24 protein-coding genes and 1 pseudogene are annotated in these 22,142 nt (G+C 67.0%); 6 read left to right on the forward strand and 19 right to left on the reverse strand.

Annotated elements, in window-relative coordinates; all coding sequences use genetic code 11:
- Positions 1-225 precede the first annotated feature (225 nt).
- Both LXE91_RS36075 and LXE91_RS36080 read right to left on the reverse strand, forming a co-directional pair.
- Complete coding sequence (locus LXE91_RS36075) at positions 226-579, reverse strand: DUF1488 family protein (RefSeq protein ID WP_039371565.1); 354 nt, start codon at positions 577-579, stop codon at positions 226-228.
- Positions 580-786: 207 nt separating this feature from the next.
- Complete coding sequence (locus LXE91_RS36080) at positions 787-1,158, reverse strand: DUF3022 domain-containing protein (protein ID WP_039371564.1); 372 nt, start codon at positions 1,156-1,158, stop codon at positions 787-789.
- Between the two features lie 168 nt (positions 1,159-1,326).
- On the opposite strand from LXE91_RS36080, the gene LXE91_RS36085 reads away from it, so the two are divergent.
- Positions 1,327-1,683 (forward strand): DUF3175 domain-containing protein, encoded by a 357-nt coding sequence (locus tag LXE91_RS36085; protein ID WP_039371561.1) that lies wholly within the window; start codon positions 1,327-1,329, stop codon positions 1,681-1,683.
- Positions 1,684-1,720: 37 nt separating this feature from the next.
- A complete protein-coding gene (locus tag LXE91_RS36090) occupies positions 1,721-3,040 on the forward strand; it encodes a cation:proton antiporter (protein WP_039371558.1) in 1,320 nt (439 codons plus the stop codon).
- 129 nt (positions 3,041-3,169) lie between these two features.
- Here the strand turns inward: LXE91_RS36090 and LXE91_RS36095 are convergent, their stop codons facing one another.
- The 9 genes and pseudogenes from LXE91_RS36095 to LXE91_RS36135 form a co-directional block, all read right to left on the reverse strand.
- Positions 3,170-3,556 (reverse strand): DUF3022 domain-containing protein, encoded by a 387-nt coding sequence (locus tag LXE91_RS36095; protein ID WP_039371555.1) that lies wholly within the window; start codon positions 3,554-3,556, stop codon positions 3,170-3,172.
- Complete coding sequence (locus tag LXE91_RS36100) at positions 3,553-3,714, reverse strand: DUF1328 domain-containing protein (RefSeq protein ID WP_011349711.1); 162 nt, start codon at positions 3,712-3,714, stop codon at positions 3,553-3,555. The genes LXE91_RS36095 and LXE91_RS36100 overlap by 4 nt, the downstream gene beginning before the upstream one ends.
- A gap of 46 nt (positions 3,715-3,760) precedes the next feature.
- Complete coding sequence (locus LXE91_RS36105; RefSeq protein ID WP_306453762.1) at positions 3,761-4,030, reverse strand: DUF3008 family protein; 270 nt, start codon at positions 4,028-4,030, stop codon at positions 3,761-3,763.
- Positions 4,027-5,487, reverse strand: coding sequence for an RNA polymerase factor sigma-54 (locus tag LXE91_RS36110; RefSeq protein WP_039371547.1), 1,461 nt, complete (start codon positions 5,485-5,487; stop codon positions 4,027-4,029). Before LXE91_RS36110 ends, LXE91_RS36105 begins: the two co-directional genes overlap by 4 nt.
- A 207-nt stretch (positions 5,488-5,694) precedes the next feature.
- Positions 5,695-6,003, reverse strand: a pseudogene (locus LXE91_RS43830) (hypothetical protein).
- Positions 6,004-6,438: 435 nt separating this feature from the next.
- A complete protein-coding gene (locus LXE91_RS36120; RefSeq protein ID WP_039371541.1) occupies positions 6,439-8,745 on the reverse strand; it encodes a hybrid sensor histidine kinase/response regulator in 2,307 nt (768 codons plus the stop codon).
- Positions 8,746-8,782: 37 nt separating this feature from the next.
- Positions 8,783-10,150, reverse strand: coding sequence for a sigma-54-dependent transcriptional regulator (locus tag LXE91_RS36125; protein ID WP_039371537.1), 1,368 nt, complete (start codon positions 10,148-10,150; stop codon positions 8,783-8,785).
- Positions 10,151-10,611: 461 nt separating this feature from the next.
- On the reverse strand, positions 10,612-11,076 hold the full coding sequence (locus tag LXE91_RS36130; protein ID WP_039371534.1) for a DUF1269 domain-containing protein: 465 nt from the start codon (positions 11,074-11,076) through the stop codon (positions 10,612-10,614).
- Positions 11,077-11,121: 45 nt separating this feature from the next.
- Entirely contained in the window at positions 11,122-11,760 is a 639-nt protein-coding gene (locus LXE91_RS36135) for a MarC family protein (RefSeq protein WP_039371530.1), read from the reverse strand.
- 134 nt (positions 11,761-11,894) lie between these two features.
- Between LXE91_RS36135 and LXE91_RS36140 the strand changes: the two genes are divergently transcribed.
- On the forward strand, positions 11,895-12,113 hold the full coding sequence (locus LXE91_RS36140) for a DUF6566 family protein (RefSeq protein ID WP_039371527.1): 219 nt from the start codon (positions 11,895-11,897) through the stop codon (positions 12,111-12,113).
- A gap of 38 nt (positions 12,114-12,151) precedes the next feature.
- Here the strand turns inward: LXE91_RS36140 and LXE91_RS36145 are convergent, their stop codons facing one another.
- Together LXE91_RS36145 and LXE91_RS36150 are read right to left on the reverse strand one after the other, a co-directional pair.
- Positions 12,152-12,529 (reverse strand): DUF5594 family protein, encoded by a 378-nt coding sequence (locus LXE91_RS36145; RefSeq protein WP_039371523.1) that lies wholly within the window; start codon positions 12,527-12,529, stop codon positions 12,152-12,154.
- Between the two features lie 37 nt (positions 12,530-12,566).
- A complete protein-coding gene (locus LXE91_RS36150; RefSeq protein ID WP_039371521.1) occupies positions 12,567-14,099 on the reverse strand; it encodes an FAD-dependent oxidoreductase in 1,533 nt (510 codons plus the stop codon).
- Positions 14,100-14,336: 237 nt separating this feature from the next.
- Between LXE91_RS36150 and LXE91_RS36155 the strand changes: the two genes are divergently transcribed.
- Positions 14,337-15,497, forward strand: coding sequence for an NAD-dependent formate dehydrogenase (locus LXE91_RS36155; RefSeq protein WP_039371518.1), 1,161 nt, complete (start codon positions 14,337-14,339; stop codon positions 15,495-15,497).
- A gap of 43 nt (positions 15,498-15,540) precedes the next feature.
- Here LXE91_RS36155 and LXE91_RS36160 read toward each other — a convergent pair whose 3' ends face one another.
- The 6 genes from LXE91_RS36160 to LXE91_RS36185 form a co-directional block, all read right to left on the reverse strand.
- Positions 15,541-16,965 carry an aminotransferase-like domain-containing protein gene (locus LXE91_RS36160; protein WP_046543606.1) on the reverse strand — a complete coding sequence of 475 codons (1,425 nt, stop codon included), beginning with the start codon at positions 16,963-16,965 and terminating at the stop codon, positions 15,541-15,543.
- A 392-nt stretch (positions 16,966-17,357) separates the two neighbouring features.
- Entirely contained in the window at positions 17,358-17,612 is a 255-nt protein-coding gene (locus LXE91_RS36165; RefSeq protein WP_039342460.1) for a hypothetical protein, read from the reverse strand.
- Between the two features lie 34 nt (positions 17,613-17,646).
- A complete protein-coding gene (locus tag LXE91_RS36170; RefSeq protein ID WP_039342457.1) occupies positions 17,647-18,102 on the reverse strand; it encodes a DUF1269 domain-containing protein in 456 nt (151 codons plus the stop codon).
- A 67-nt stretch (positions 18,103-18,169) separates the two neighbouring features.
- On the reverse strand, positions 18,170-18,367 hold the full coding sequence (locus tag LXE91_RS36175; RefSeq protein WP_039342454.1) for a hypothetical protein: 198 nt from the start codon (positions 18,365-18,367) through the stop codon (positions 18,170-18,172).
- Between the two features lie 54 nt (positions 18,368-18,421).
- Positions 18,422-18,871, reverse strand: coding sequence for a phosphate-starvation-inducible protein PsiE (locus tag LXE91_RS36180; RefSeq protein WP_039342451.1), 450 nt, complete (start codon positions 18,869-18,871; stop codon positions 18,422-18,424).
- On the reverse strand, positions 18,868-19,248 hold the full coding sequence (locus tag LXE91_RS36185; protein WP_039342449.1) for a LysR family transcriptional regulator: 381 nt from the start codon (positions 19,246-19,248) through the stop codon (positions 18,868-18,870). Before LXE91_RS36185 ends, LXE91_RS36180 begins: the two co-directional genes overlap by 4 nt.
- A gap of 365 nt (positions 19,249-19,613) precedes the next feature.
- Between LXE91_RS36185 and LXE91_RS36190 the strand changes: the two genes are divergently transcribed.
- Positions 19,614-20,675, forward strand: a complete 1,062-nt coding sequence (locus LXE91_RS36190) for a Dyp-type peroxidase (RefSeq protein ID WP_039342446.1) — start codon at positions 19,614-19,616, stop codon at positions 20,673-20,675.
- A 463-nt stretch (positions 20,676-21,138) separates the two neighbouring features.
- Positions 21,139-22,023, forward strand: a complete 885-nt coding sequence (locus tag LXE91_RS36195; RefSeq protein WP_198113703.1) for a DUF262 domain-containing protein — start codon at positions 21,139-21,141, stop codon at positions 22,021-22,023.
- Positions 22,024-22,142: the final 119 nt, after the last annotated feature.

Here is a 22,142-nt window from a genome sequence, read left to right on the forward strand (position 1 = left end):
TCCCCCGTTGGCGGCTGCGCGAGATACGCGGCCGCGAGCAGCTGTGCATGCACGGACCATGCCGGTTTGCGTGGTGCCTCCGTCGTCCATGCCGCGTGCGCGCGGCGCGATGTGGCACCACACGGGCGGCCCATGCGCGGTGCAAAGTTTTCAACGGTGTGTAATGCGGGAGGAAAAACGGAAGGGGTGAAACCGGCGCACGACACGCCGGGAACGCCGGCCGGGTCAGGATCGCCGGGACCGGAACAGGCCCGCTCGCGCACGGCCGGCCGGCGCACGGAAATAGCCGCTGTGCAGCACCACGCCGCCGTTACCGTTGCCGTTGCTGCCCCCGTCGTCGCCGCCCAGCACGTCGGCGCATGCGGCTTCGATGCGCGCGCGGCCCTGTTCGAACGCGTCGCGCAAGTCGTCCTCTAGCGCGGAGCGTGCGCCGAAATGATCTTCCAGCGCCTCGACCGTGATTGCGCCGGTTTGCAGTTCGCCATCGACATCGACGACGAAACGCAACTGCAGCGCCGCCCCGTCGAACACGGGCGGCTCGTCGACCAGCGTCACGCGGCGTGCGGAATCGGTGGCCATGGTCTCAGGCGCCCCGCGCCGAAAGGCGATCGGCCGGCGCGTTCCCGACCGTGAGAATGGCTGCCCTGCAATGCCCCGACCTGCTGCTCATGAAACCCTCCGTTAGCGTGGCGGCACGCGTCGTGCCATGCGTGTCGCGTCGCAAGCGGCGTGCCTGCGAGCCTGTCCGCTCGCGCAAATCGCGTATCGAAAGGCTGATCAGCGCGGCTACTGCAGACGGCTCGCGGCATCGAGCATTGCATCGGTCAGCTCGATCGTCAGCGTCGCGTGTTCGTCCGGCAGGCGGTCGACCAGATCCTCCACGGTGGCGTGCAGGATCGCGTGCACGCGCATCCGCGTGCTTTCGTCGAGATCCGCATAGCGCTCCATCGTGTCGCAGTCGAGCACGAGCTCGACCGAATGCCGTGCGGTCTCGGGCGGCGGATCGGCCGCCTCCGCCCACGCCGCCTGAAACGTGATCCTGCCCGTTTCGACGTCGACATGGACCGTCGTATCGAGATCGTCCGCGTCGATCGTGTCGCCATCGGCATCGTTGTCGATCTCGTCGTTTTCCAGCCAGATCCGGGAATGCGATTGCATGGTGTCCTCCTGCGTGATGGCGGGATCGCATGTCCTGCCGGTCCTTTCCAGCAACACCCGTGCCGCCCCGCACGGGTTCGTCGTACGGATGACGCGCGCCGCGCGGCACGGGGCTTGCGCCGCCAACACGCGTCACTACACCCCTGTCCCCCAAATGGAGCCCACGTAATGCCTTCCGCTACCGCCACCCACGCGCACGGCAAGCGCCTGACTCGGCGCCCGGGCCGCGCCCGCGGCACCGATCCGCACCACCGCAAGCGCTGGTCCGCCGACGTGATGCAAAAAAGCGATGCGCTCGACATCGAACCCGACATCTTCAAGTCCGATGACCCGGCCGCGATCGCCGCGTCGCTCAAGCATTCGGCCGAACGCAGCCGCCGCCGCAAGGCGTCGCCGTTCCAGTCGGCGATGTCGATGCTGAACTTCTACGTGAACCGCGCGGGCCGCAACCTGCCGAAAGCGCGCCGCGCAACGCTCGAGCGCGCGAAGCGGAAGCTGCGCGAGGCGTTCGGCCGCAAGCCGTGACGGCACGCGGCCACGTGATCGATCTGTTACCGCACACATGCACGAAACCCTCTGGTACCTGATCGTCGGCACGGTGCTGCTGGGCATGGGCGTCGCGACGTCCGCGCTGCGCCACCTGCCCGTCAGCACTGCGATGATCTATCTCGCGGTGGGCATCGCGCTCGGCCCGGCCGGCGCCGGCCTGCTGAACCTCGACCTCGAACGCGACGCGCGGCTGCTGCGTGAAATCGTCGAGATCGCGCTGCTCGTCTCGCTGTTCGCGATCGGGCTGCGGCTGCGCGTACCGCTTACCGACCGGCTGTGGCTCGTGCCGTGCCGCCTCGGGCTGCTCGCGATGATCGTCACGGTGCCGCTGCTCGCCGCCTGCGCCGTGCTGGCACTCGGGCTCGGCTGGGGCCCGGCGTTGCTGCTCGCGGCGATCCTCGCGCCGACCGACCCCGTGCTCGCGCACGACGTACAGGTGCACGATCCGGGCGACCGCGATCTCGTGCGCTTCGCGTTGTCCGGCGAAGGCGGCATGAACGACGGCATCGCGCTGCCGTTCGCGCTCGCGGGGCTCGCGCTGTGCGGCGCGCGCGACGCGACGGACGGACTGCCGCCCCTGTCCGGCACGTTCGCGCTCGTCACGCTGTGGGGCATCGCCGGCGCCGCCGCGATCGGCGGCGGGCTCGGCTGGATGACGACGATGACGATCGGGTGGCTGCGCACGCGTCACGCCCAGGCGCTCGGCCTCGAAGGCTTCTTCGCGCTCGCGCTGATCGTGCTGTCGTTCGGCGCCGCGCAGCTCGCGCATACGTTCGGCTTCATCGCGACGTTCGCGGCCGGGGTCGCGATGCGCCGGGTCGAGCATCGCGCGAGCGGCGACCGCAGGCCGCGCGAAGCGATCGGCCAGATCGACTCGGAAGACGTCGTCGCGACCGAGAAGCATCCGGAGAAAGCACATGCGTTCATGGCCGAATCGGTGCTCGGCTTCACGATCGAACTCGAACGGATCGCGGAAGCCATCGTGATGACGATGATCGGCAGCCTGCTCGCGACCCTGCCCGGCCCGCTGCTCACGTGGGGCGCGGCCGCGCTGGCCGTCGTGCTGTTCGTCGCCGTACGCCCGCTCGCGGTGCTGGCCACGCTCACCGGGTCGCGCGCGACGCATGCGCAGCGACGGCTGATGGCGTGGTTCGGCATCCGCGGCATCGGCTCGTTCTACTACCTGCTGTTCGCGCTCGAACACGGGCCCGCCGAAACGGTGCGCCCGCTCGCGGCCCCCGTGCTCGCCGTCGTGTCGGCATCGGTGATCGCGCACGGGATCACGGCGACGCCGCTGATGAACTGGTATCACCGGCTGCAGCAGCGGCGCTGAGGCATGCATGCCCGCCACGGGGGGGGCGGCGCCGGGGTATGCGAGGGAAGCATCCCCGTGCGCTCGCCGCGTTCGGGATGCAGCGGCCACGCGGATCGCCGTGTCGGCAACCCGCGAGCGGCAGCAGTGTCAGGGCGCGCGCAGCGCAGCGTCGAGTTCGGCGCGCGTCACGTCGAGCGCGACGTTGCATTCGATCGCCGCCTCCTCGACGCGCGGCTTGCGCTCGTCCACCGCGCGCCGCGCGTGGTCGCACAGAACCGTGCGCACGCGCAGCCGGTCGGCCGCGCCGAGCGACGCATAGCGCGTGATCACGTCCGGCTCGAACCGCAGGTCGACCGTGCAACGCCATTCGCGCGCGTCCTCGTCGGACGGCACACGCACCCACGACACCTGGATCGTCAGCCGCCCGGACGTGTCGTCCGCGTGCACGACGATGGTCGATTCCGAGGGAAAGCCGTTCGCGAGCGCGTGTTCGAGCTCCGCGATGCGCTGCGACCGGTCGGTTGCGCCGCTCATCGTCGCACGACGCCCAACAGCAGCGTGACGAGGAAGATCACGACGAAGATGTAGAACAGGATCTTCGCGATCTCGGCCGCGCCGGCCGCGATCCCGCCGAAGCCGAACACGGCCGCGACGATCGCGATGATGAAGAAGATGACGGCGTATCGCAGCATGGATACCTCCTGGATGGCAGCAGTGGTCAATACACGTCGTCGCCGGTCACGCATCGTACTTGTGCTCCGGTTTGCCGCGCTTCGGCGTGGACGCCGTTTTTACGCGTTTCCTTGTACTCATCGACCCAGCCGTCGACTTCGCCGGCGGCATGAGGTCCTGAATTTTCGTCTTGCCTCGTCCGGCCGGCAGCGCGGCGCCCGCCGTCCGCCGTCGAGCCGGTGCCTTTGCCGGCATGGTTGCGCGCCTGTCGTGCGCGCACGCGTCGACGCGACGGTCGGCACGCGCATGCAATGCGCTCTTCCGGGCCGCCATCATGCGGCGTCGCGGCGCCGCAGGTCGGCCGGCGGAATCTTCATCGCCTGGCGATACTTCGTGACCGTGCGACGTGCAAGCAGGATGCCGCGGCCCGCGAGGTTCTGCGCGAGCGTGACGTCGGACAGCGGATCGGTGTGCCGCTCGGCCGCGATCATGTCGCGGATCAGCACCTTCGCGGCTGCTGCCGAGCACACGCCCTTGCCGGCCGCCTCGAGCTTGCGCGGGAAGAAATGCTTGAACTCGAACGTGCCGTGCGGCGTGGCCATGTATTTGTTGCCCGTTGCGCGCGACACGGTCGATTCGTGCAGGTCGAGTTCCTCGGCGATGTCGCGCAGCACGAGCGGCTTCATCGCGATTTCGCCGTAGCGGAAGAAATCGCGCTGGCGCGCGACGATGCATTCGCCGACGCGCTGGATCGTCTCGAAGCGCTTCTGCACGTTGCGGATCAGCCAGCGCGCTTCCTGCAGCTGCTGGCCGAGCGGCGAATCGCGTTCGCCGCTCGACTGCGCGAACAGCGTCGCATAGCGTTCATGCAGCCGCGCGCGCGGCAGTACGGCCGGGTTGATCGTCACGATCCACTCGTCGCGCACCTGGCGCACGATCACGTCGGGCACCACGTAGTCGCCGCGCGTGCTGCCGTAATGATTGCCGGGGCGCGGGTCGAGCCCGCGCACCAGCGCGCAGGCCGCCTGCAGCGTCGCCGCATTGCAGCCGATCCGCCGCTGGATCTCGGCCGTCTCGCGGCGGGCAAGACGCTCGAGGTGCTCGCGCGCGATTGCCTTCGCCTCCGCGAGCGCCGGCGTGCCGGCCGGCATCGCGTCGAGTTGCAGCACGAGACACTCCGACAGCGAGCGCGCGGCCAGGCCCGGGCGGTCGAGCATCTGCACGAGCCGCAGCGCGATCGCGAGATCCTGCTCCGACAGCAGCAGCGCGGGGTCGGCCGCGACCAGCAGTTCGGCCAGTTCCTGGCGCAGGTAGCCGTCGTCGTCGAGCGCGTCGATCACGATGCGCGCGGCTTCGCGGTCGCGCCGGTTCAACGGATAGAGCCGCAATGCATCGTGCAACTGCTGATTCAGCGATGGCTCCGCGGCCAGCCATTCGCCGGGCGACTGGCCACCCGCATCGTCGCCCTGGCGGCTCGTGCCGTGCGACGCAGGCGCGGCCGTCAACGACACTTCGGACAACTCGGGCACTTCGGGGGCTTCGCCGTCGTGCGGGCGAGCGTCGTCGGGCTCGGATGCCGCTTCGGGCGCGGCGGCTTCGGCCGGCTGCACGGGTGCATCGGCTGCCGCCTCCTCCTCTGCCTGGCCATCCTCGAGGAACGGATTCTGATCGAGCGCCTGCCGCAACTCCTGTTGAAATTCGAGCGAGGACAACTGCAGCAACCGCAGCGACTGCTGAAGCCTCGGCGTAAGTGCCAGATGCTGTCGCATCTGCAGCGCAAGCGAGACGGACATCGATGGTCCTCCTGACGTTTCGGGGTTTAGCTTCGTATTCGGTCAGGATTCATGCAGTTTCCATGCCAAGCGGGTCGATCGCTGCGCGCCGCGCGTCACGCGGGTTCGTACCCCGCGTTGCCGACCAGCGGTGCCGCCTTTTTACAAGGTGTCGGCAAGTTTTGGGCACGCGTTTCGCGCACCGTCACACGCAGGCCGTCGAATGAATCAGTACTGCATCGACGGCGGCGTGCCCGGCAGCGGCGGGTCGCCCGGCGTGCCGTTCGGGCCCGGTGGCGGCATCGTCGGCCGGGTCGCCGCCAACCGCGCCCGGCGGCATCGTGTTGCCCGGCGACGGACGCGTCTCGTAACGCGTATTGGCATCGGGCATCGTCACGCCAGGCGAAGGCGGGTGGGCGCCGGCGGCGCGGGCGGCGCGCCTCGCGCGCCGTAGGGAGCAGGTTGCGTGCATGCGGCCAGCGCGCACGCGGCCGCGATCAGGCATGCACCCGTGCGTATCGTGCGGGTCGGTTTCATCGAACACCTCCTGACATCCGCGGCAGCCGCGGAATCGGTTGGGCAGGTCCCGACCAATCCGCAATCCCCGTGCCGTCCGTTCACGCGTCAAGCACGCCGTCCCGCAGTGCGCCGGGCGCAAGGACCACCGTCGTTCGCTGCGATGCGTGCCCGCTCGCCGCCATGCGTCGTACGCGGCCATCACGAGCCACAGCTCGCGGGCATCGTCGCGCACGCGCGCCGCAAGCGCATATGCGTGGGCGGGCCCGCATGCACGCCGCAGCGCGAATCTCGCCGCCTCGGTCGCGCCGAACGTCTCTTCTCCGAGCGGCCGCACGTCGGCCTTGCCCTCGAACATCCCGTGCGCGCGATGCCGCCTGCCGGCCTTCGTTCAAGCTCGGCCCTGCCTCGCCGAAACAGGCCTTCGCGACAGCGAAACGATGAATGGCCGCCGCGTCAGCCGTCCTGCTTCGTCACGCGCACGATCTTGTCCGCCAGTTCGCGCACGTCGACCGGCTTGCACAGATAGCCGTCGAACCCGGCCTCGAGCGCACGGCGTTCGTCGGCCAGGCCCGCATGCGCGGTCACGGCGAGCACCCGCACGCCTGCCGGCCCGCCGCCGACGTTCATGCCGGCGCGCCGCAACGCGTCGAGCAGCCAGAAGCCGTCGCCATCGGGCATCGCGAGATCGGACAGCACGACGGTCGGCCGCAGGTCGGCGGCCACCGCGAGCGCTTCGCGCCCCGACGACGCGATCGCGACGGCGGCGCCGAACGTCGTCAGCGCCGCGGTGAGGCTCTCGCGCGTCGTCGGATCGTCATCGACGATCAGGATGCGATGCGTATCGAGCGTCAGCGGGGAGCGATGGCCGTCCAGGTGCGCACTCCCCCACGCCATCGCGCCGACCGGCTGCCAGCCGGCCGGCAGCGTCACCGTAAACGTCGCGCCGCGATTGCGGCCCGCGCTTTCGACCGTCACGCTGCCGCCGTGCAGCTGGGCGATATGCCGCACGATCGACAGGCCGAGGCCGAGCCCGCGCCGCGACGACGCCGGCGAATCCTCCGCGCGGCGGAACATGTCGAACACGTACGGCAGGAACGCCGGCACGATGCCCTGCCCCGTGTCGCTCACGGTCAGCACCACCCGCGCGTCGTTGCGTGCGAGCCCGACCGTCACGCTGCCGCCCGTCGGCGTGAACTTCAGCGCGTTCGACACGAGGTTCGACAGCATCTGCCGCAAGCGCTCGGCATCGCCCGACACCACGCAGGTCGACACCGCACAGTCGAATTCGAGCACGATGCCAGCCGACGACGCAGCCGTCTGGAACGCGCCGACCGAATCGGAGAACAGCCGCACGACGTCCACCGGCATCGCGTCGAGCTGCAGCTTGCCGGTGGCGAGCGACGACGCGTCGAGGATGTCGCCGACCATCCGCGTGAGCGAGCGCGCGCTGCGGTCGATCGCGTCGATCGCCTGCTGCTGCAGCGCGCTGTCGCCCGAATTGCGCAGCACCTCGACCCAGCCGTAGATCACGTTCAGCGGCGTGCGCAACTCGTGCGACACCGTCGCGAGCAGTTCGTCCTTCAGGCGGTTCGACGTATCGGCCTGGTCACGCGCGTCGCGAGCGCCCTGCAGCGACCGTTGCGCGCGCAGGTCGCGGCGGCGCTGCGCGCCGGTTTCGCGCAGCGTCAGCGCCAGCGCGACGGAAGCTCGCACGTCGCCGCGTACCGCGCCCGCCGACACGGTCGCACGAAAGCGCCGGCCATCGCGCCGCACGCACAGCAGGTCGATCGGGCCGACCGCTGCGTGCATGTCGTCGAACGACTCGACGAGCGGCTTGCGTTTCAGCCAGCGCATCGCCACCAGCGATTCGAACATGCGCCCGTGCGCATGGCTTTCGTCGTAGCCGAACATGCGTTGCGCGGCCGGGTTCCAGCTGACGATGCGGCCGTCGGTATCGATGCCGACGATCGCGTCGGGCGACGCGTCGACGACGGCGCGCTGCAACCGCGACGCATCGGCCCGCGAACGGTCCGGGCCGGCGTCGCGCAGCAGCAGCACGGCGCCGTCGACGTTGCCGTCCGCATCGCCGAGCGGCGCGGCCACCTCGACGATCGGCACCGGCGCGCCACCCTCTACCTGCAGCCAGTGGCGATCCGACGCGACACCCTCGCCGCCGAGCGCGAGCTCGAGCGGTGTCGATTGAACGCGCCGGCCGTCGCGATCGACGATCCGCAGCACGTCGCGCGCGGCGCGACCTATCGCATCGTCCGGCCGGCAGCCGACGAGTGCGGCCGCGGCGGCGTTGATGCAGGTGAGCCGCCCGTTCGTATCGGTGGCGATCACGCCCTGCGGCAACGCCTGCAGCACGGCTTCGAGCCGCCGGCGCGCGGCGGCTTCGCGCCGTAGCGCCGCGTTGTTCGTGAAGCGGGCGTGGCGCAGCATCGACGCGATCGCGCAGACGAGCGCGCAGATCAGCACGAAGGTGCCGAGCCGCACGAGGCGGTCAGGCAGCGGCTGCGTATAGGCGGCGGGATCAGAGAGGAACAGCGTCCACACGAGCAGGCCGCTGACGACGGTCGCGACCATCCCGAACAGGAACGACGTCGCCCACGCGGCGCCCGCGAGGAGCGGGTAGTAGAGGACGAGCGGCAGGTTCACGCCGCCGAAGCGGATCGCGAGCGCCTGCAGGACGGTGGCGATCGCAACCAGCATCACGGCCGTGACGTAGTTGCCGGCGCGTGTGCGCGAAATATCGATCATCGATCATGCTCCTGCCGGCGAGTCGGTCGCGGTGGCATCAGGATTCCGGCTTGCCCGCCTCGTCTTCGAGCTGGGCGAGCCGGTTGTAGATCGTCTTCAGGCTGACGTCGAGCACCTCGGCCGCCTGCGCCTTCACGCCGCCGCATTGCGCGATCGTGCCGAGGATCAGCCGCCGGTCGGCTTCCTCGAGCGACGTGCCGAACGGCACGGTCACACGATCCTCGTGCGAATCGACCATGTTCGACAGTTCGTCCATGATCGGCGGCGGCAGCGTATCGATCACGTCCGTGTCGCAGAAGATGCTCGCGCGCTGCACGAAGTTGCGCAGCTCGCGTACGTTGCCGGGCCATGCATAAGTCTTCAGCGCGTCGCGCGCGGCCGGCGCGAAGCTCAGGTTCCGGCCGCTTTCGGCGTTGAACTGCTGCAGGAATGCATCGGCCAGCATCGGGATATCGTCGCCGCGCTCGCGCAGCGACGGCAGCGGGATCGGGAACACGTTGATCCGGTGGAACAGGTCGGGCCGCAGCTTGCCGTCGGCCATCGCGGCTTCCGGGTCGCGGTTGGTCGCCGCGACGATGCGTACGTCGACGTCGATCTCGCGCGTCGAGCCGAGCCGCGTGAGACGCCCCGTCTCGAGCACGCGCAGCAGCTTGACCTGCGACTCGAGCGGCATCTCGGTGATTTCGTCGAGAAACAGCGTGCCGCCGTCCGCGCGTTCGAAGAAGCCCTTGTGCTGGCGCTCCGCGCCCGTGAAGCTGCCGCGGTCATGGCCGAACATCTCGCTCTCGACGAGGTTCGCGGCGATCGCACCGCAGTTCACCGCGAGGAACGGGCCGCGCCGGCGCAGGCTCAGGTCGTGCACCGTCTGCGCGGCCAGCTCCTTGCCGGTGCCCGATTCGCCCGTCAGCAGCACCGACGCCTCGGTGCGGGCGACCCGGCCGATTGCGTCGTAGACGGTCTGCATCGCGGGCGAGCTGCCGAGCATGCGGCCGAAGCGGCCGAGGCGCTTCAGCTCCGAGCGCAGTTCGGCAATCTCTTCATGCAGTGCGGTGGTGCGCGGCACGCGCGCGAAGATGCTGTTCAGCCGCTGCATGTTCAGCGGCTTCACCAGGTAGTCGGTCGCGCCGCGCCGCAGTGCGTCGATCGCGGTCTCGAGGCTCGCGTGGCCGGTGGTCATCACCATTTCGCAGTGCGAACGCTTGGGCAACGCATCGAAGAGATCCATCCCGTTGCCGTCCGGCAGCACGAGATCGCACAGAATGAGATCGGGGGTATTCGTCGTGACGAGCGTGCGCGCTTCTTCCAGCGTCGCGGCCGTGTCACAGGCCAGCTGCTGCGTGCGCGCGAGCGCCGCGAGCATCGTCCGCGTATCGGCATCGTCTTCGACGATCAGGACGTAGGGCATCGTGGCTCCTTGTGAGGCGGCCCGGCGCGCTTGCCTGCCGGGACCGCGGCGGATGGTAGCGAGGTCCGGCCGTCGGTCGCACGACGATATGGCTTGATCGATGCACTCGTGCGGATGGGCGGTCCTCCCGTGAAAAGCGGTCCCTATCAGTATAGGAGAGGCATGTCGCGCATTCGCCGATCATCGAATAAATCTATCTGCGCACGTCACCTGCATTGCAAGATTCAATGCGCGGCAATCGGTAAGAACGTCATCGTTTCAAGGGGATCATGTGGCGCGAAGTCGCGTAGATCACGTCATTTGCACGCTTTGCCGCGCAATGCGGTCAAACTTTCCGGTCTGATTTTTCGCATGTCGAAATCCTCGCATGACGACAGTGACCGCGCGATCGCTTGCGTTCGATTCGGACCCTGCCGCGTGACTTGCCGCGCATCGCGCATTCCATCCGCTTCGTCGATCCGTCAGTCGGTCGAGGCCTGACGGCCGCCGTCGCGCATTGTCGAAATCGCTTCGACGAGTTTCAGTTCGTCGTCGGTCGACAGCGTCGTGTCGATCACCTCTCCGCCGAACGGTGCGAGCGCCGTGCTCAGTGCGTAGATATCGAGTTGCGTCGCGGCCAGCCCGAGCGACACGGTGCCGGGGCGCGCCTTGCGCGCGACGCGGTCGATCAGCGTATCGTCCACCGGCTTCTCGCGCCATGCATCGAGCGACGATTCGATATGCTCGACCACGCTGTCGAGCAGCGATCCGGGCGGCGTGCGCCCCGGGTCGACTGCATGCGCGCGCAACTGTCCGTCGGCTGCGCACTCGACGATCGCCACGCCCGACAGCGCGACGACGTGCCGGTCGCGCAACGTATCGAGTTCGGCGAGCGCGCGATGAGCGGCCGCGAGGTCGGGATAGGACAATACGATCAGCGTGTTCATCAGCCACTCCGTGTGATCAGGCAGCCGGTTCGGGGTGCGCCGCGCTCAATGCGGCAACCCGAACGCGGCCTTCAGGCTCGCGACGATCATCTGCATCGCGATCGCCGCGAGAATCATGCCCATCAGCCGTTGCGTCACCGCCGTCACGCGCGGCGACAGGTAATGGCCGATCAGCGGTGCCGACAGCAGCGAGACGGCCAGCAACACGAGAAACGCGGCGAGCCCGAGTGCGAACGCAAATACCTGCCCGGTCGACAACGCGCCATGCCCGAGCACGATCATCGTCGCGATCGTGCCGGGGCCGACGAGCAGCGGGATCGTCAGCGGATAGATCGCGACGCTCTCGGCCGCGGCCGGAGCGGCGCCTTCGTCGTCGCCCGGCGAATGCTGGCGGCTCGGTGCGCCGTGCAGCATCGACAGCGCGATCAGCAGCACCAGCAGCCCGCCCGCGAGGCGGAAATCGTCGATCGTCAGGCCGAACACATGCAGGATCGCGCCGCCTGCGACCGCCGACACGATGCAGCCGACCGTCACGCCGATCGTGGCCGTCAGCGCGACCTTGCGGCGCACGCCGTCCGCCGCGCCTTCCGTCAGCGACAGGAACACGGGGATGTTCGCGATCGGGTTCATGATCGCGAACAGCGCCGCGAACACCTTGATGGAGAAAGTCAGGTCGAAGGCCACTGGTTCGCTCCCGTCTCGCGTGTCGACACGTGCGTCGAATCGCGCGAGGGTTCCGCTTGGTTTCGGATGCACGGCGCACGCCATGCTGCTACGATCGACGCACCGCGTTCACGCATGACGGAGGGCTCCGACCGATGCAAGCCACCGATACCTTCATGGATCACGAGATTCGCGTCGATGCGACGCGCAACGCGAACGGCGCGTGGGTCGCGCAGGTGCCGATCTTCCGCGACGGCGCGCCGGTCGACCTGCCCGCGCCCGAGCTCGTCACACCCGAATGGCTCACGTGCGACGAAGCACTGCGCGGCGGCATCGACCAGGGCCGCGTGATCATCAGGACACGCGACCGGTAGCGGCAACCGGCGCATCGGCACGCATCGCGCGACGCGATTCACGCATCGAAATCCAGATCGCCGATCAGGATCTCGCGATCGCGCTGGGTGCGCGTGCTGAAATCGACCGGCAATTCCATCTGCCAGCGTTCGATCGTGACCGGCAGCGCCGCGAGATAGCGATCGAAGCGGCTGCGGTCGGGCTCGGCCAGCAACGCATCGATCGCATCGTCACGCCACGCGAGCCGCGCGTTCAGCCGGTTCGGCAATCCGACCGTCGACGTGAGCCCGATTACGTCGACACGGGTCGGGCTACCTTGCCCGTCGTGCGGCACGACGTCCACCCTCACTTCGCCAGGCTGATACAGGCCGAGTAAGCGCGCCGCGATGCGCGGCGCAAACTCGGTTTCGAAACGTGCACGTACATCGGGATTCATCTCGCCTCCGGGTTCGAATCATGTCGTCACACCGCTGTCACGCGGCTGCAATCTGCCGCTCGAATGCCGCTTCCGCCTTCAGGCTGTCGAGATCGCGGCCAACCGTCGCGACCGCGAGCCGTGTGTTGCCGCGCCAGTACGCGATCGAGCAATCGTGCGCGCCGAGGTCGCCATCGATCTCGACACGATCGAATTGCTCCGCATGCCCGACATAGTTGACCGTCAGGTCGTAATGCTGGCTCCAGAAGAACGGCACCGCGTCGAACGGCCGCTGCTGCCCGAGCATGTTGCGCGCGGCGACGCTGCCCTGCCGCTCGGCGACGACCCAGTGCTCGACGCGAATCCGCTCGCCCGTCAGCGGATCGGGCCAGCGCGCGATGTCGCCGGCCGCGTAGATGCCGGGCGCACTCGTCTGAAGGAAGCAGTCGACCGTCACGCCGCGCTCGACGGCCAGCCCCGCGTCCTGCGCGAGCGCCACGTTCGGATGCACGCCGATGCCGACCACCACGAGATCGGCCGGCAGCACGTCGCCGGTCGACAGCGTCACGCTGTCCGGCGTGATCCGCGCGGGTGTCGCGCCGAGATGGAACACGACGCCGTGCGATTCGTGCAGCGCCTGGATCGTGCTGCCGAGCGCTTCGCCGAGCACGCGTGCCATCGGATGCGCATCGGGCGCGACGACCTGCACGTCGAGCCCGCGCGTGCGCAGCGCCGCGGCCGCTTCGAGCCCGATGAAGCTCGCGCCGACCACGACGCAGCGGCGCGCGGTTTTCAGCTTGCCGATCAGCGCGTCGCAATCGGCGCGCGAGCGCAGCACGCACACGTGCGGCAGATCCGCACCGGGCACGGTCAGCCGGTTCGGCTCGGCGCCCGTTGCAAGCAGCAGCGCGCCGTATCCGACGCGGCTGCCGTCGGCCAGCTCGACCGCCTGCTGCGCGGGGTCGATGCGTACGACGCGCGTGCCGCACCGCACGTCGATATGGTGGTCCGCATAGAACGACGGCGCACGCAACGGCAACCAGTCGGCATCCGCGGTGCCGGCGAGATAGTCTTTCGACAGGTTCGGCCGGTCGTACGGTGGATCGGCATCGGCCGTGAGCAGCGTGACGGGATGCGGATAGCCTTCCTGCCGCAGCGTCACCGCGGCCGCGATGGCCGCCGCACCGCCGCCGACGATCACCACCGACGCGGGCAGTCCGGCCGCATTCAGCGCGGGCGGCACGGCGGCCGGCCGTGCATCGAGCACGACGGCGCGGCCGTCGCGGCGTTCGACGCGCCAGCACGGCAGCCCGTCGAGCGCCGGCGCGCGCAGCAACTCGCCGGTGCGCAGGCAGAACGCCGCGTGATGCCACGGGCAGTGAATCGTGTCGCCCTCCAGCAGGCCGTCGGCGAGCGGCGCGCCGTAGTGCGGGCACTGCGCGCCCACGGCAAACAGCTCATCGGCGCGGCGCACGAGCAGCACCGCCGTATCGCCGACATGGCCCTCGATCATTGCGCCGTCGGCGAGATCGTCGAGCGCAATGCCTTGCGTGAGATCGGGGCGTGACGACGAATCGTCGCGTTCAGTCATGACGGGCTCCCGAAAAGTCAGGTAACGATCCCATTATCGACATCCCTCCTGAAAAGAACAGGTACAGACGTCCCCGCAGCGCACGCAAACACGCACTGTAGCTTGTACGAGATCCATGAGGGGCGTAGAACGTCATCAACGTTGCGGCGCAACACGGCAGCCGATCGCCGCGCACGTCGGGCATCCTGCGCAATCTGCGTGCCGCGCGCCTTCCCCCGTCACCAGGAGTACTACCCGATGGCCACCGTCCTGTGCGTGCTCTACCCCGATCCCGTGGACGGCTACCCGCCGCGCTACGTGCGCGATGCGATTCCGGTCATCACGCACTACGCGGACGGACAAACCGCACCGACGCCGGCCGGCCCGCCCGGCTTTCGCCCCGGCGAACTCGTCGGCTCGGTGTCCGGCGCGCTCGGCTTGCGCGCCTATATGGAAGCGCACGGCCACACGCTGATCGTCACGAGCGACAAGGACGGCCCCGACTCCGAATTCGAGCGCCGGCTGCCCGAAGCGGACGTGGTGATCTCGCAGCCGTTCTGGCCCGCGTACCTGACGGCCGAACGGATCGCCCGCGCGCCGAAGCTGAAGCTCGCGCTGACGGCCGGCATCGGCTCCGATCACGTCGATCTCGACGCCGCCGCGCGCGCACACATCACCGTCGCCGAAGTCACCGGCTCGAACAGCATCAGCGTGGCCGAGCACGTGGTGATGACGACACTCGCGCTGGTGCGCAACTACTTGCCGTCGCATGCGATCGCGCAGCAAGGCGGCTGGAACATCGCCGATTGCGTGTCGCGCAGCTACGACGTCGAAGGCATGCATTTCGGTACGGTCGGCGCGGGGCGCATCGGGCTCGCGGTGCTGCACCGGCTGAAACCGTTCGGGCTGCATCTGCACTACACACAGCGCCACCGGCTCGATGCGTCGATCGAACAGGCGCTCGGGCTCACGTATCACGCCGATGCCGCGTCGCTCGCGAGCGCCGTCGACATCGTCAACCTGCAGATTCCGCTGTACCCGTCGACCGAGCACCTGTTCGACGCGGCGATGATCGCGCGCATGAAGCGCGGCGCGTACCTGATCAACACCGCGCGCGCCAAGCTGGTGGATCGCGACGCGGTCGTGCATGCCGTCACGTCCGGGCATCTCGCGGGCTACGGCGGCGACGTGTGGTTTCCGCAGCCGGCGCCGGCCGATCATCCGTGGCGCACGATGCCGTTCAACGGGATGACCCCGCACATCTCGGGCACGTCGCTGTCCGCGCAGGCACGCTACGCGGCCGGCACGCTGGAGATCCTGCAATGCTGGTTCGACGGCAAGCCGATCCGCAACGAATACCTGATCGTCGACGGCGGCACGCTCGCGGGAACCGGCGCGCAGTCGTACCGGCTGACGTGACGCCGCGCGCGCGGCGCACGCCGCACGACTCGCGGCGGCTCACTCAATCGAGGCAGTAGGCGGCGAGCTTGCCGACCGCGATCACCGCCTGCTCGATCTCCGGCGACCACGGGCTGCTGTAGTTCAACCGGATGAAGTTCCGGTAGCTGTCCGTGATCGAGAACATGTAGCCGGGCCCGATCGTGATCCCCTGCTCCAGCGCGAGCTGGTACAGCCGCATCGCGTCGATCTGCGCAGGCAGCTCGGTCCACAGCACGTACCCGCCCGCCGGGCTCGAGATGCGCGTGCCTTCCGGAAAGAACCGCGACACCATCGTGCGCATCAGGTTCGCCTGCTGCGCGTAGGCCTTGCGAATCCGCCGCAGGTGATGCTCGTAGCCGTCGCGTTCGAGAAACTCCGCGATCGCGAGCTGCGGCAATGACGGCGTCGCGAGCGTGTTCAGGAATTTCAGCTTCTCGACCTGCTCGCGATAGCGGCCCGGCAGCGCCCAGCCGATCCGGTATGCGGCCGTCAGGCTTTTCGAGAACGACGAGCAATGCAGCACGATGTCGTGCCGGTCGAACGACTTCAGCGTGCTCGGATGCATGTTGCCGAAGTACAGTTCGTTATACACACCGTTCTCGATGATCGGCAGGTCGGCTTTCGCGGCGAACTCGACCAGCTCGCGCTTGCGTTCGTCCGGCATCTGGAAGCCGAGCGGGTTCTGGAAATTCGGCATCACCATGCATGCGGCGATCGGCTGCGACTTCGCGATCGCGGCCAGTGCCGCGATGTCGATCCCGTATTCCGGATGCGTGGCCACCTCGATCGCCTTCATTCCCATCCGTTCGATCGCATGCAGCATCGCGTAGAACGTCGGCGATTCCACTGCAATCGTGTCGCCCGGTTTCGCAACGGCCTGCAGGCACAGGTTGATCGCTTCCGTCGCGCCGACCGTCACGATGATTTCGTTCGGGTCCACCGACATCCCGTTTTCCAGGTAGCGGCGTGCGATCTGGCGGATCAGCCGCGGGTGGCCGGGCGGCAGCCCGTCCGTCACGCCCCACAACGACTTGTCACGGCCGGCCGCATACGCGTAGCGGTTCAGCTTCTCGAACGGAAACAGGCTCGGGTCCGGATACGGCGAGCCGAGCGGCACCGCGTCGTCGGTGCCGATCGAGCGCAGCGTCGACAGCACGAGCCGGCTCACGTCCACCGACGACGAGATCGCGATCGGCTTCGACGGCCGCAGCTCGCGTACCGGCGCATGGCCGTCGTCGCGCCGCAGGTTCACGAAATAGCCCGACTGCGGGCGGCTTTCGAGCAGCCCGCGGCTTTCCAGCAGCAGATACGCGTGCAGCACGGTCGTGATGCTGATCCGGTGCTGCTGGCTCGCCTGCCGCACCGAAGGGACACGATCGCCGTGTCGATATACGCCCTGCCGGATGAGTCTCTCTATGTCGTTTGCAAATTTCTCGTAGAGCTTCATCCGCCTCGCCCCGCCAGCGGTGAACCGGCGTGCGATGCACGGGCGGCATGGCCGCGCCAGTGCACGAAGCCGGATAGCCGTGCCCGGGCGCGGGCGTCCCGGTGCGAACCTCGTCCGTTATCGAAATTGAAGGCGGATAGCAATGCGAATCTCATCTAGACAAGGTTCGGCATCCTACTGCGTCATTTCGACGAATGTAAGTGACAGTTTGGCGAGGAAACGTGAAATCCGGCCGGCGTGGTGAACAGATTCGAACGCGACGGCAAACGGCCCCGCGCGATCGCTTGGCACGCATTCGCCGGGCGCGGTGTCGGCGCGCGTCGTCGCGGTTTGCCGATGGCCGTCAAGCGGCAATCACGCGAAGCCCGGCCATGCGCGGGCCCCGCGTGCACTCAAGCGTCGTCGACGTTGTCCGCGTAGTGATCGATCGCGACCTTGCACTCGTCGAACACCACCGTCAGCAATGCGATGTCGTTCGACTCGACCCACTTGCGGATCTGCAGGAATTGCCCGGTGCCGAGATCGGCGATGCGGGCCGGATCGTCGGTCGTCACGTCGACGCTCGCGATCGCGCGGTTGCCGTGGCCGGGCAGCGGCGACAGCGTCGCCGCGATGTCGAAGCGCCGGTACGATTGTTCGATGCGCATGCGGTGCTCCCTGTGCGGTTCGACAACGACACGCTCAATCGAGCGACTGGCGAAACACCTTGCCGCCGAATCCCGTCACGACGTTGTCGACCGAGAACGGCGTGTCTTCCTTCGCTTCCAGGATGATCGCGACGCTGCCGGGCACGAGCCGCGCCGCAACCGTCTCGACGAACGTGCCGTCGAGCAGCGCGTTGCCGGCCGCTTCCGCGAGAATGCCAGCCCCCGCACCGGCCGCCATGCCGGTGACCACGCCGAGCGGCCCGGCGAGCAGGCCGAGCAAGCCGCCCGCGATCGCGCCGATCACACCGCCCTTGAACGGCCGCGATTCGGCGTGGAGGACCGCAAGCTTGCCGGTCGCGTCCTTCTCGACGACGACGCCGTTCTCGACGTGGAATCCTTCGTCCTTCTCCGACAGCGCCTCGAAATCGTTCGCGGCCTGGCGGGCCGTGTCGACGTTGCCGAACACGGCGACGATCAGTTGCTTGGTCATGCGCTACCTCGCTCGGTTGGATGGTCGGTGGCGGCGCCGCACCGAATGCGGCACGCCGGGGTTCGATTCAGATGCCGATGGCCGCCTCGCGTGCACGCACCGCATCGACATGGGCGTATGCAGCCTCCCGCTGCAAGCCGGCAACGGACAGCGCGCGTGCAAGCGCCGGATCGGCATCGCGCGTGTCGCGCGCCAGCCGGTAGGCGTCCGATGCCGCGTGCTGCAGCTCGACCGCCCGTTTCGTTTCGACGGAATGCGTGCTCATCCGGCACCCTCCTTGCAGGGACATCGGCCATGCATGCGGCTTGCCGCCCGCGCTTCACCTGCGCGCCTGCGCATCGTCCTCGACATCGGCGACGTCGGCCGGGAAGCGGTGCTGGCCGAAACTCAGGATCAGCACGCCGACGGCGAGCAGCACGATCCCGACGGTCGTCATCAGCATCCGCTCGGGGCTGTCGGTTGCCCCGCGCAGTATCAGGTCGCGCGCGAGCGACGTCATCGCAATGAACAGCGGAAACCGCACGGGCAAGCGGCCGAGCCGCAGGTAGCGCACGTCCATCGCGAGCACCTCCAGATACAGGAACATGAGCAACAGGTCGGTCAGCGACACCTCGCCCGCGAGCACGACCTTCCACGCTTCCTGCGCCATCGCGAACGCGGTCGCGAGCCCGATCACGATCAGGCCGGCCAGTTCGGCCGCGTGCAGGAAATGGCCGAAGCGGCGGCGTATGCGCTCGGCGGGCGAGCAGGGAATGGTGGTCGTATTCAAGGTGACAGTCGCTGTGTTGAGGCGTGAGCGGCGCCGGGTGGCGGCGGGAACGTCGCATCGCGCGCGGCGGCATGCACGGTATCGTGCGCGTCGGGCCTGTCCGGCATGCCGGGCATGTGCGCGCCGGCCGCACCGACCGCCTGCTCGACCGCGGACAGCGTCCGCCGGCAGCACACGTGGAACGCGTCGCCCGCATCGGTGCAGGCGACGTCGTCGTGGTCCCGGCACAGCAGCAGGCGGCAGCCGAGATACCGTTCGAGGCCGTCGATCCGTTCGCTCACCTGCGCTTCGTCGAGTTGCAACTCGGACGCCGCACCGGACAGGCCGCCATGCTCGACCACCGCGACATACACACGCATCGCTTCCAGCAGGTTCATGATGACGCTCCTCGTGGCTGGCGCAGCGGAACCTAATCTACTGCACGCGGCACGCACGCTCAAGAGCACAGCGCCGCATGCGCCAGGAGTACAGCTGAGCGGGCGCCGGGCAAAATCCGGCCCTGTTTGACGCATTCGCATGACAGTTTGGCAATTCGTGTTCCAAAGACCGGCCGAAGCTGCTAGATTGCTTGCTCGACGAGGTGACGCGGTGCGGGCAGGTCACGCGCCCCGTGCGGCCGCCACCGCTGCGGCCCGTTGCGCGATGCCCGCGCGGCGTCCTTCATCCGCATGACACAAAGAGAACCGTCGCATGACACAGTTCAACCGTTCGCCAGCGCGCGCCACGGCACTTCCGTCCCGACATGACTGACCGGCAGCCCACGATGCAGACACCTCCCCCGCTCTCCCAGAACGTTCACAGCACGACCACGCGCAGCGCGATCTTCCTCGTGGCGACGATCAATCCCGGCGCCGATCACGCCGACACGATCCGCTCATGGTGCGGCGACATCGCCGCGCTCGTGCGCTCGGTCGGCAAGCGCGTGCCGGGCGGCAACCTCACCTGCGTATGCGGCTTCGGCGCCGACGCGTGGGATGCGCTGTTCGGCAACCCGCGCCCTGCCGCGCTGCATCCGTTCCGTGAATTCGGCGCGGGTCAGCGCGTCGCGGTCGCGACGCCGGGCGACATCCTGCTGCACATTCGCGCGGAAGCGATGGACCTGTGCTTCGAACTCGCGACGCAGTTGCTCGGCGCGCTCGGCGATGCCGTCACGGTCGTCGACGAGGTGCACGGCTTCCGCAATTTCGACCAGCGCGCGATGATCGGCTTCGTCGACGGCACCGAGAACCCGGAAGGCCGCGAGGCGGTCGACTTCACGGTGATCGGCGACGAAGACGCGGAATTCGCGGGCGGCAGCTACGTGATCGTGCAGAAGTACCTGCACGACATGGCCGGCTGGAACGCGCTCGCGGTCGAGACGCAGGAGCGCATCATCGGCCGCACCAAATTGTCCGACATCGAGCTTGCGCCGGACGTGAAGCCGTCGTGTTCGCACAGCTCGCTGACCACGCTCGACGAGGGCGGCCAGGAAGTGAAGATCCTGCGCGACAACATGCCGTTCGGGCGCCCGGGCGCGGGCGAATTCGGCACCTACTTCATCGGCTATGCACGCTCGCCGGCGCCGATCGAGCAGATGCTCGAGAACATGTTCGTGGGCCGCCCGCCCGGCAATTACGACCGCCTGCTCGACTACAGCCGCGCGGTTACCGGTTCGCTGTTCTTCGTGCCGTCCGCCGACCTGCTCGAGGCGCTCGCCGATCGCCCGGCGCCGGCCACCGATGCCGCGGCGCCGGAACCGGCGTCATCCGCGCCGCATCGCGACGGTTCGCTGAAAATCGGCTCGCTGAAAGGCGTGCCGTCGTAACGCCCAATATTAATGAAGATCTTGTGCATAGATCCGTGTATTACGGCCCCTTGCACACGATAAATACATCCGTTTTAACGCACGCCATCAGATCATCATTGGCTCGCGAGAGGCGTAAACTAGCACCTTACCAATCCTTCTCTGGCAACGACGGCCTTGATAAGGTGCAATCGTGTCCGACCTCTATCTGCTTCTAGTTTTCAATCTACGCTACGAGTAGTTATGCGAATCACCAGATGGAATACGCGAAGCAGAGAACTACTAAGTACAACATGCAACTCGATTCGACAGATTCATGACGCGCTGCAGGTCTTCTCAAGAATCGCAGGTGCGATGTCAATGTAGATCGAGCCATCCGGGCACCTCATACCACCAAATCATCGGCTAATATACGGATACGACACACGGAGACGGCCAGCCTCGCTTCGCAGCCTTGTACAGTTTGGCTTACGCGTGTGAGTTCATGACGAATGGCACCGGAAAACGGTATTACGGGGACTCAATGTCACAAGTTCAAGAGATTAGCATCCAGCTCGACGGAATCAGCAACGTATTGAAAACAAGGCGGTTTCGGGTTCCGGCATATCAGCGATCGTACGCTTGGGAAGCAGAACACGTCGAAGCGTTGCTCACGGACGTAAACGATGCTATCAAATCCAAGGAAAAGGAGTACTTCCTCGGGTCGATAGTTGTAACCGGTCCCGTCGATCGTCGTTACGAGGTGGTTGACGGCCAACAACGTCTCACGACTGTCAGCTTACTGATTTCCGCTATTCGAGACCGTTTCCGGGAAGAGGGTGACCAGGAAGCTGAGAAATCCATTCGCGATGATTTTCTTGCCAACGTTGATCGAAAAACAAAGGAAAGAGAGCCAAAATTAGCTCTAAACGAAGTAGACAATGAGCTTTATCAAGAATTAATCGAGGACCACTCTTCCATAGACTCGTCGCGCTACCCACGGCAATCGCACAAGCGCCTTCTTGCCGCATCAAAATGTATGCGCGGATATATTGATGATCTATGCGCACAATCAGCCGATTCAGAAGAAACATTGCACGAATGGCTCGATTACCTGGAAACCAATTTAAAAGTAATTTTGGTAACCGCACCAGACGACAGTAACGCGTTCGTGATATTCGAAACGCTAAATGATCGCGGCCTAGAACTTGCAATCTCCGATCTACTGAAAAATTACTTATTCCATCGATCAAGTGACAAAATAGAAGAAACAAAAAATCGATGGCTAACCATGGTCGCAACCCTTGAAAGCGCATCCGAAGACCCTCTAATTGTCACATATCTTCGCCATTTTGCCATGTCGAAGTATGGACTTGTCAGAGAAAAATAATTATTCGGAATCATTAAGCGAAAAGTAACCAGCAAGAAGCTCGCACTTCAATTTTCAACAGAGCTAAGCAATACAGCAAAAACTTATGCCGCTTTAATCAATACTGATCACGACCTTTG

Source organism: Burkholderia contaminans (assembly GCF_029633825.1).
GTDB classification, from domain to species: domain Bacteria; phylum Pseudomonadota; class Gammaproteobacteria; order Burkholderiales; family Burkholderiaceae; genus Burkholderia; species Burkholderia contaminans.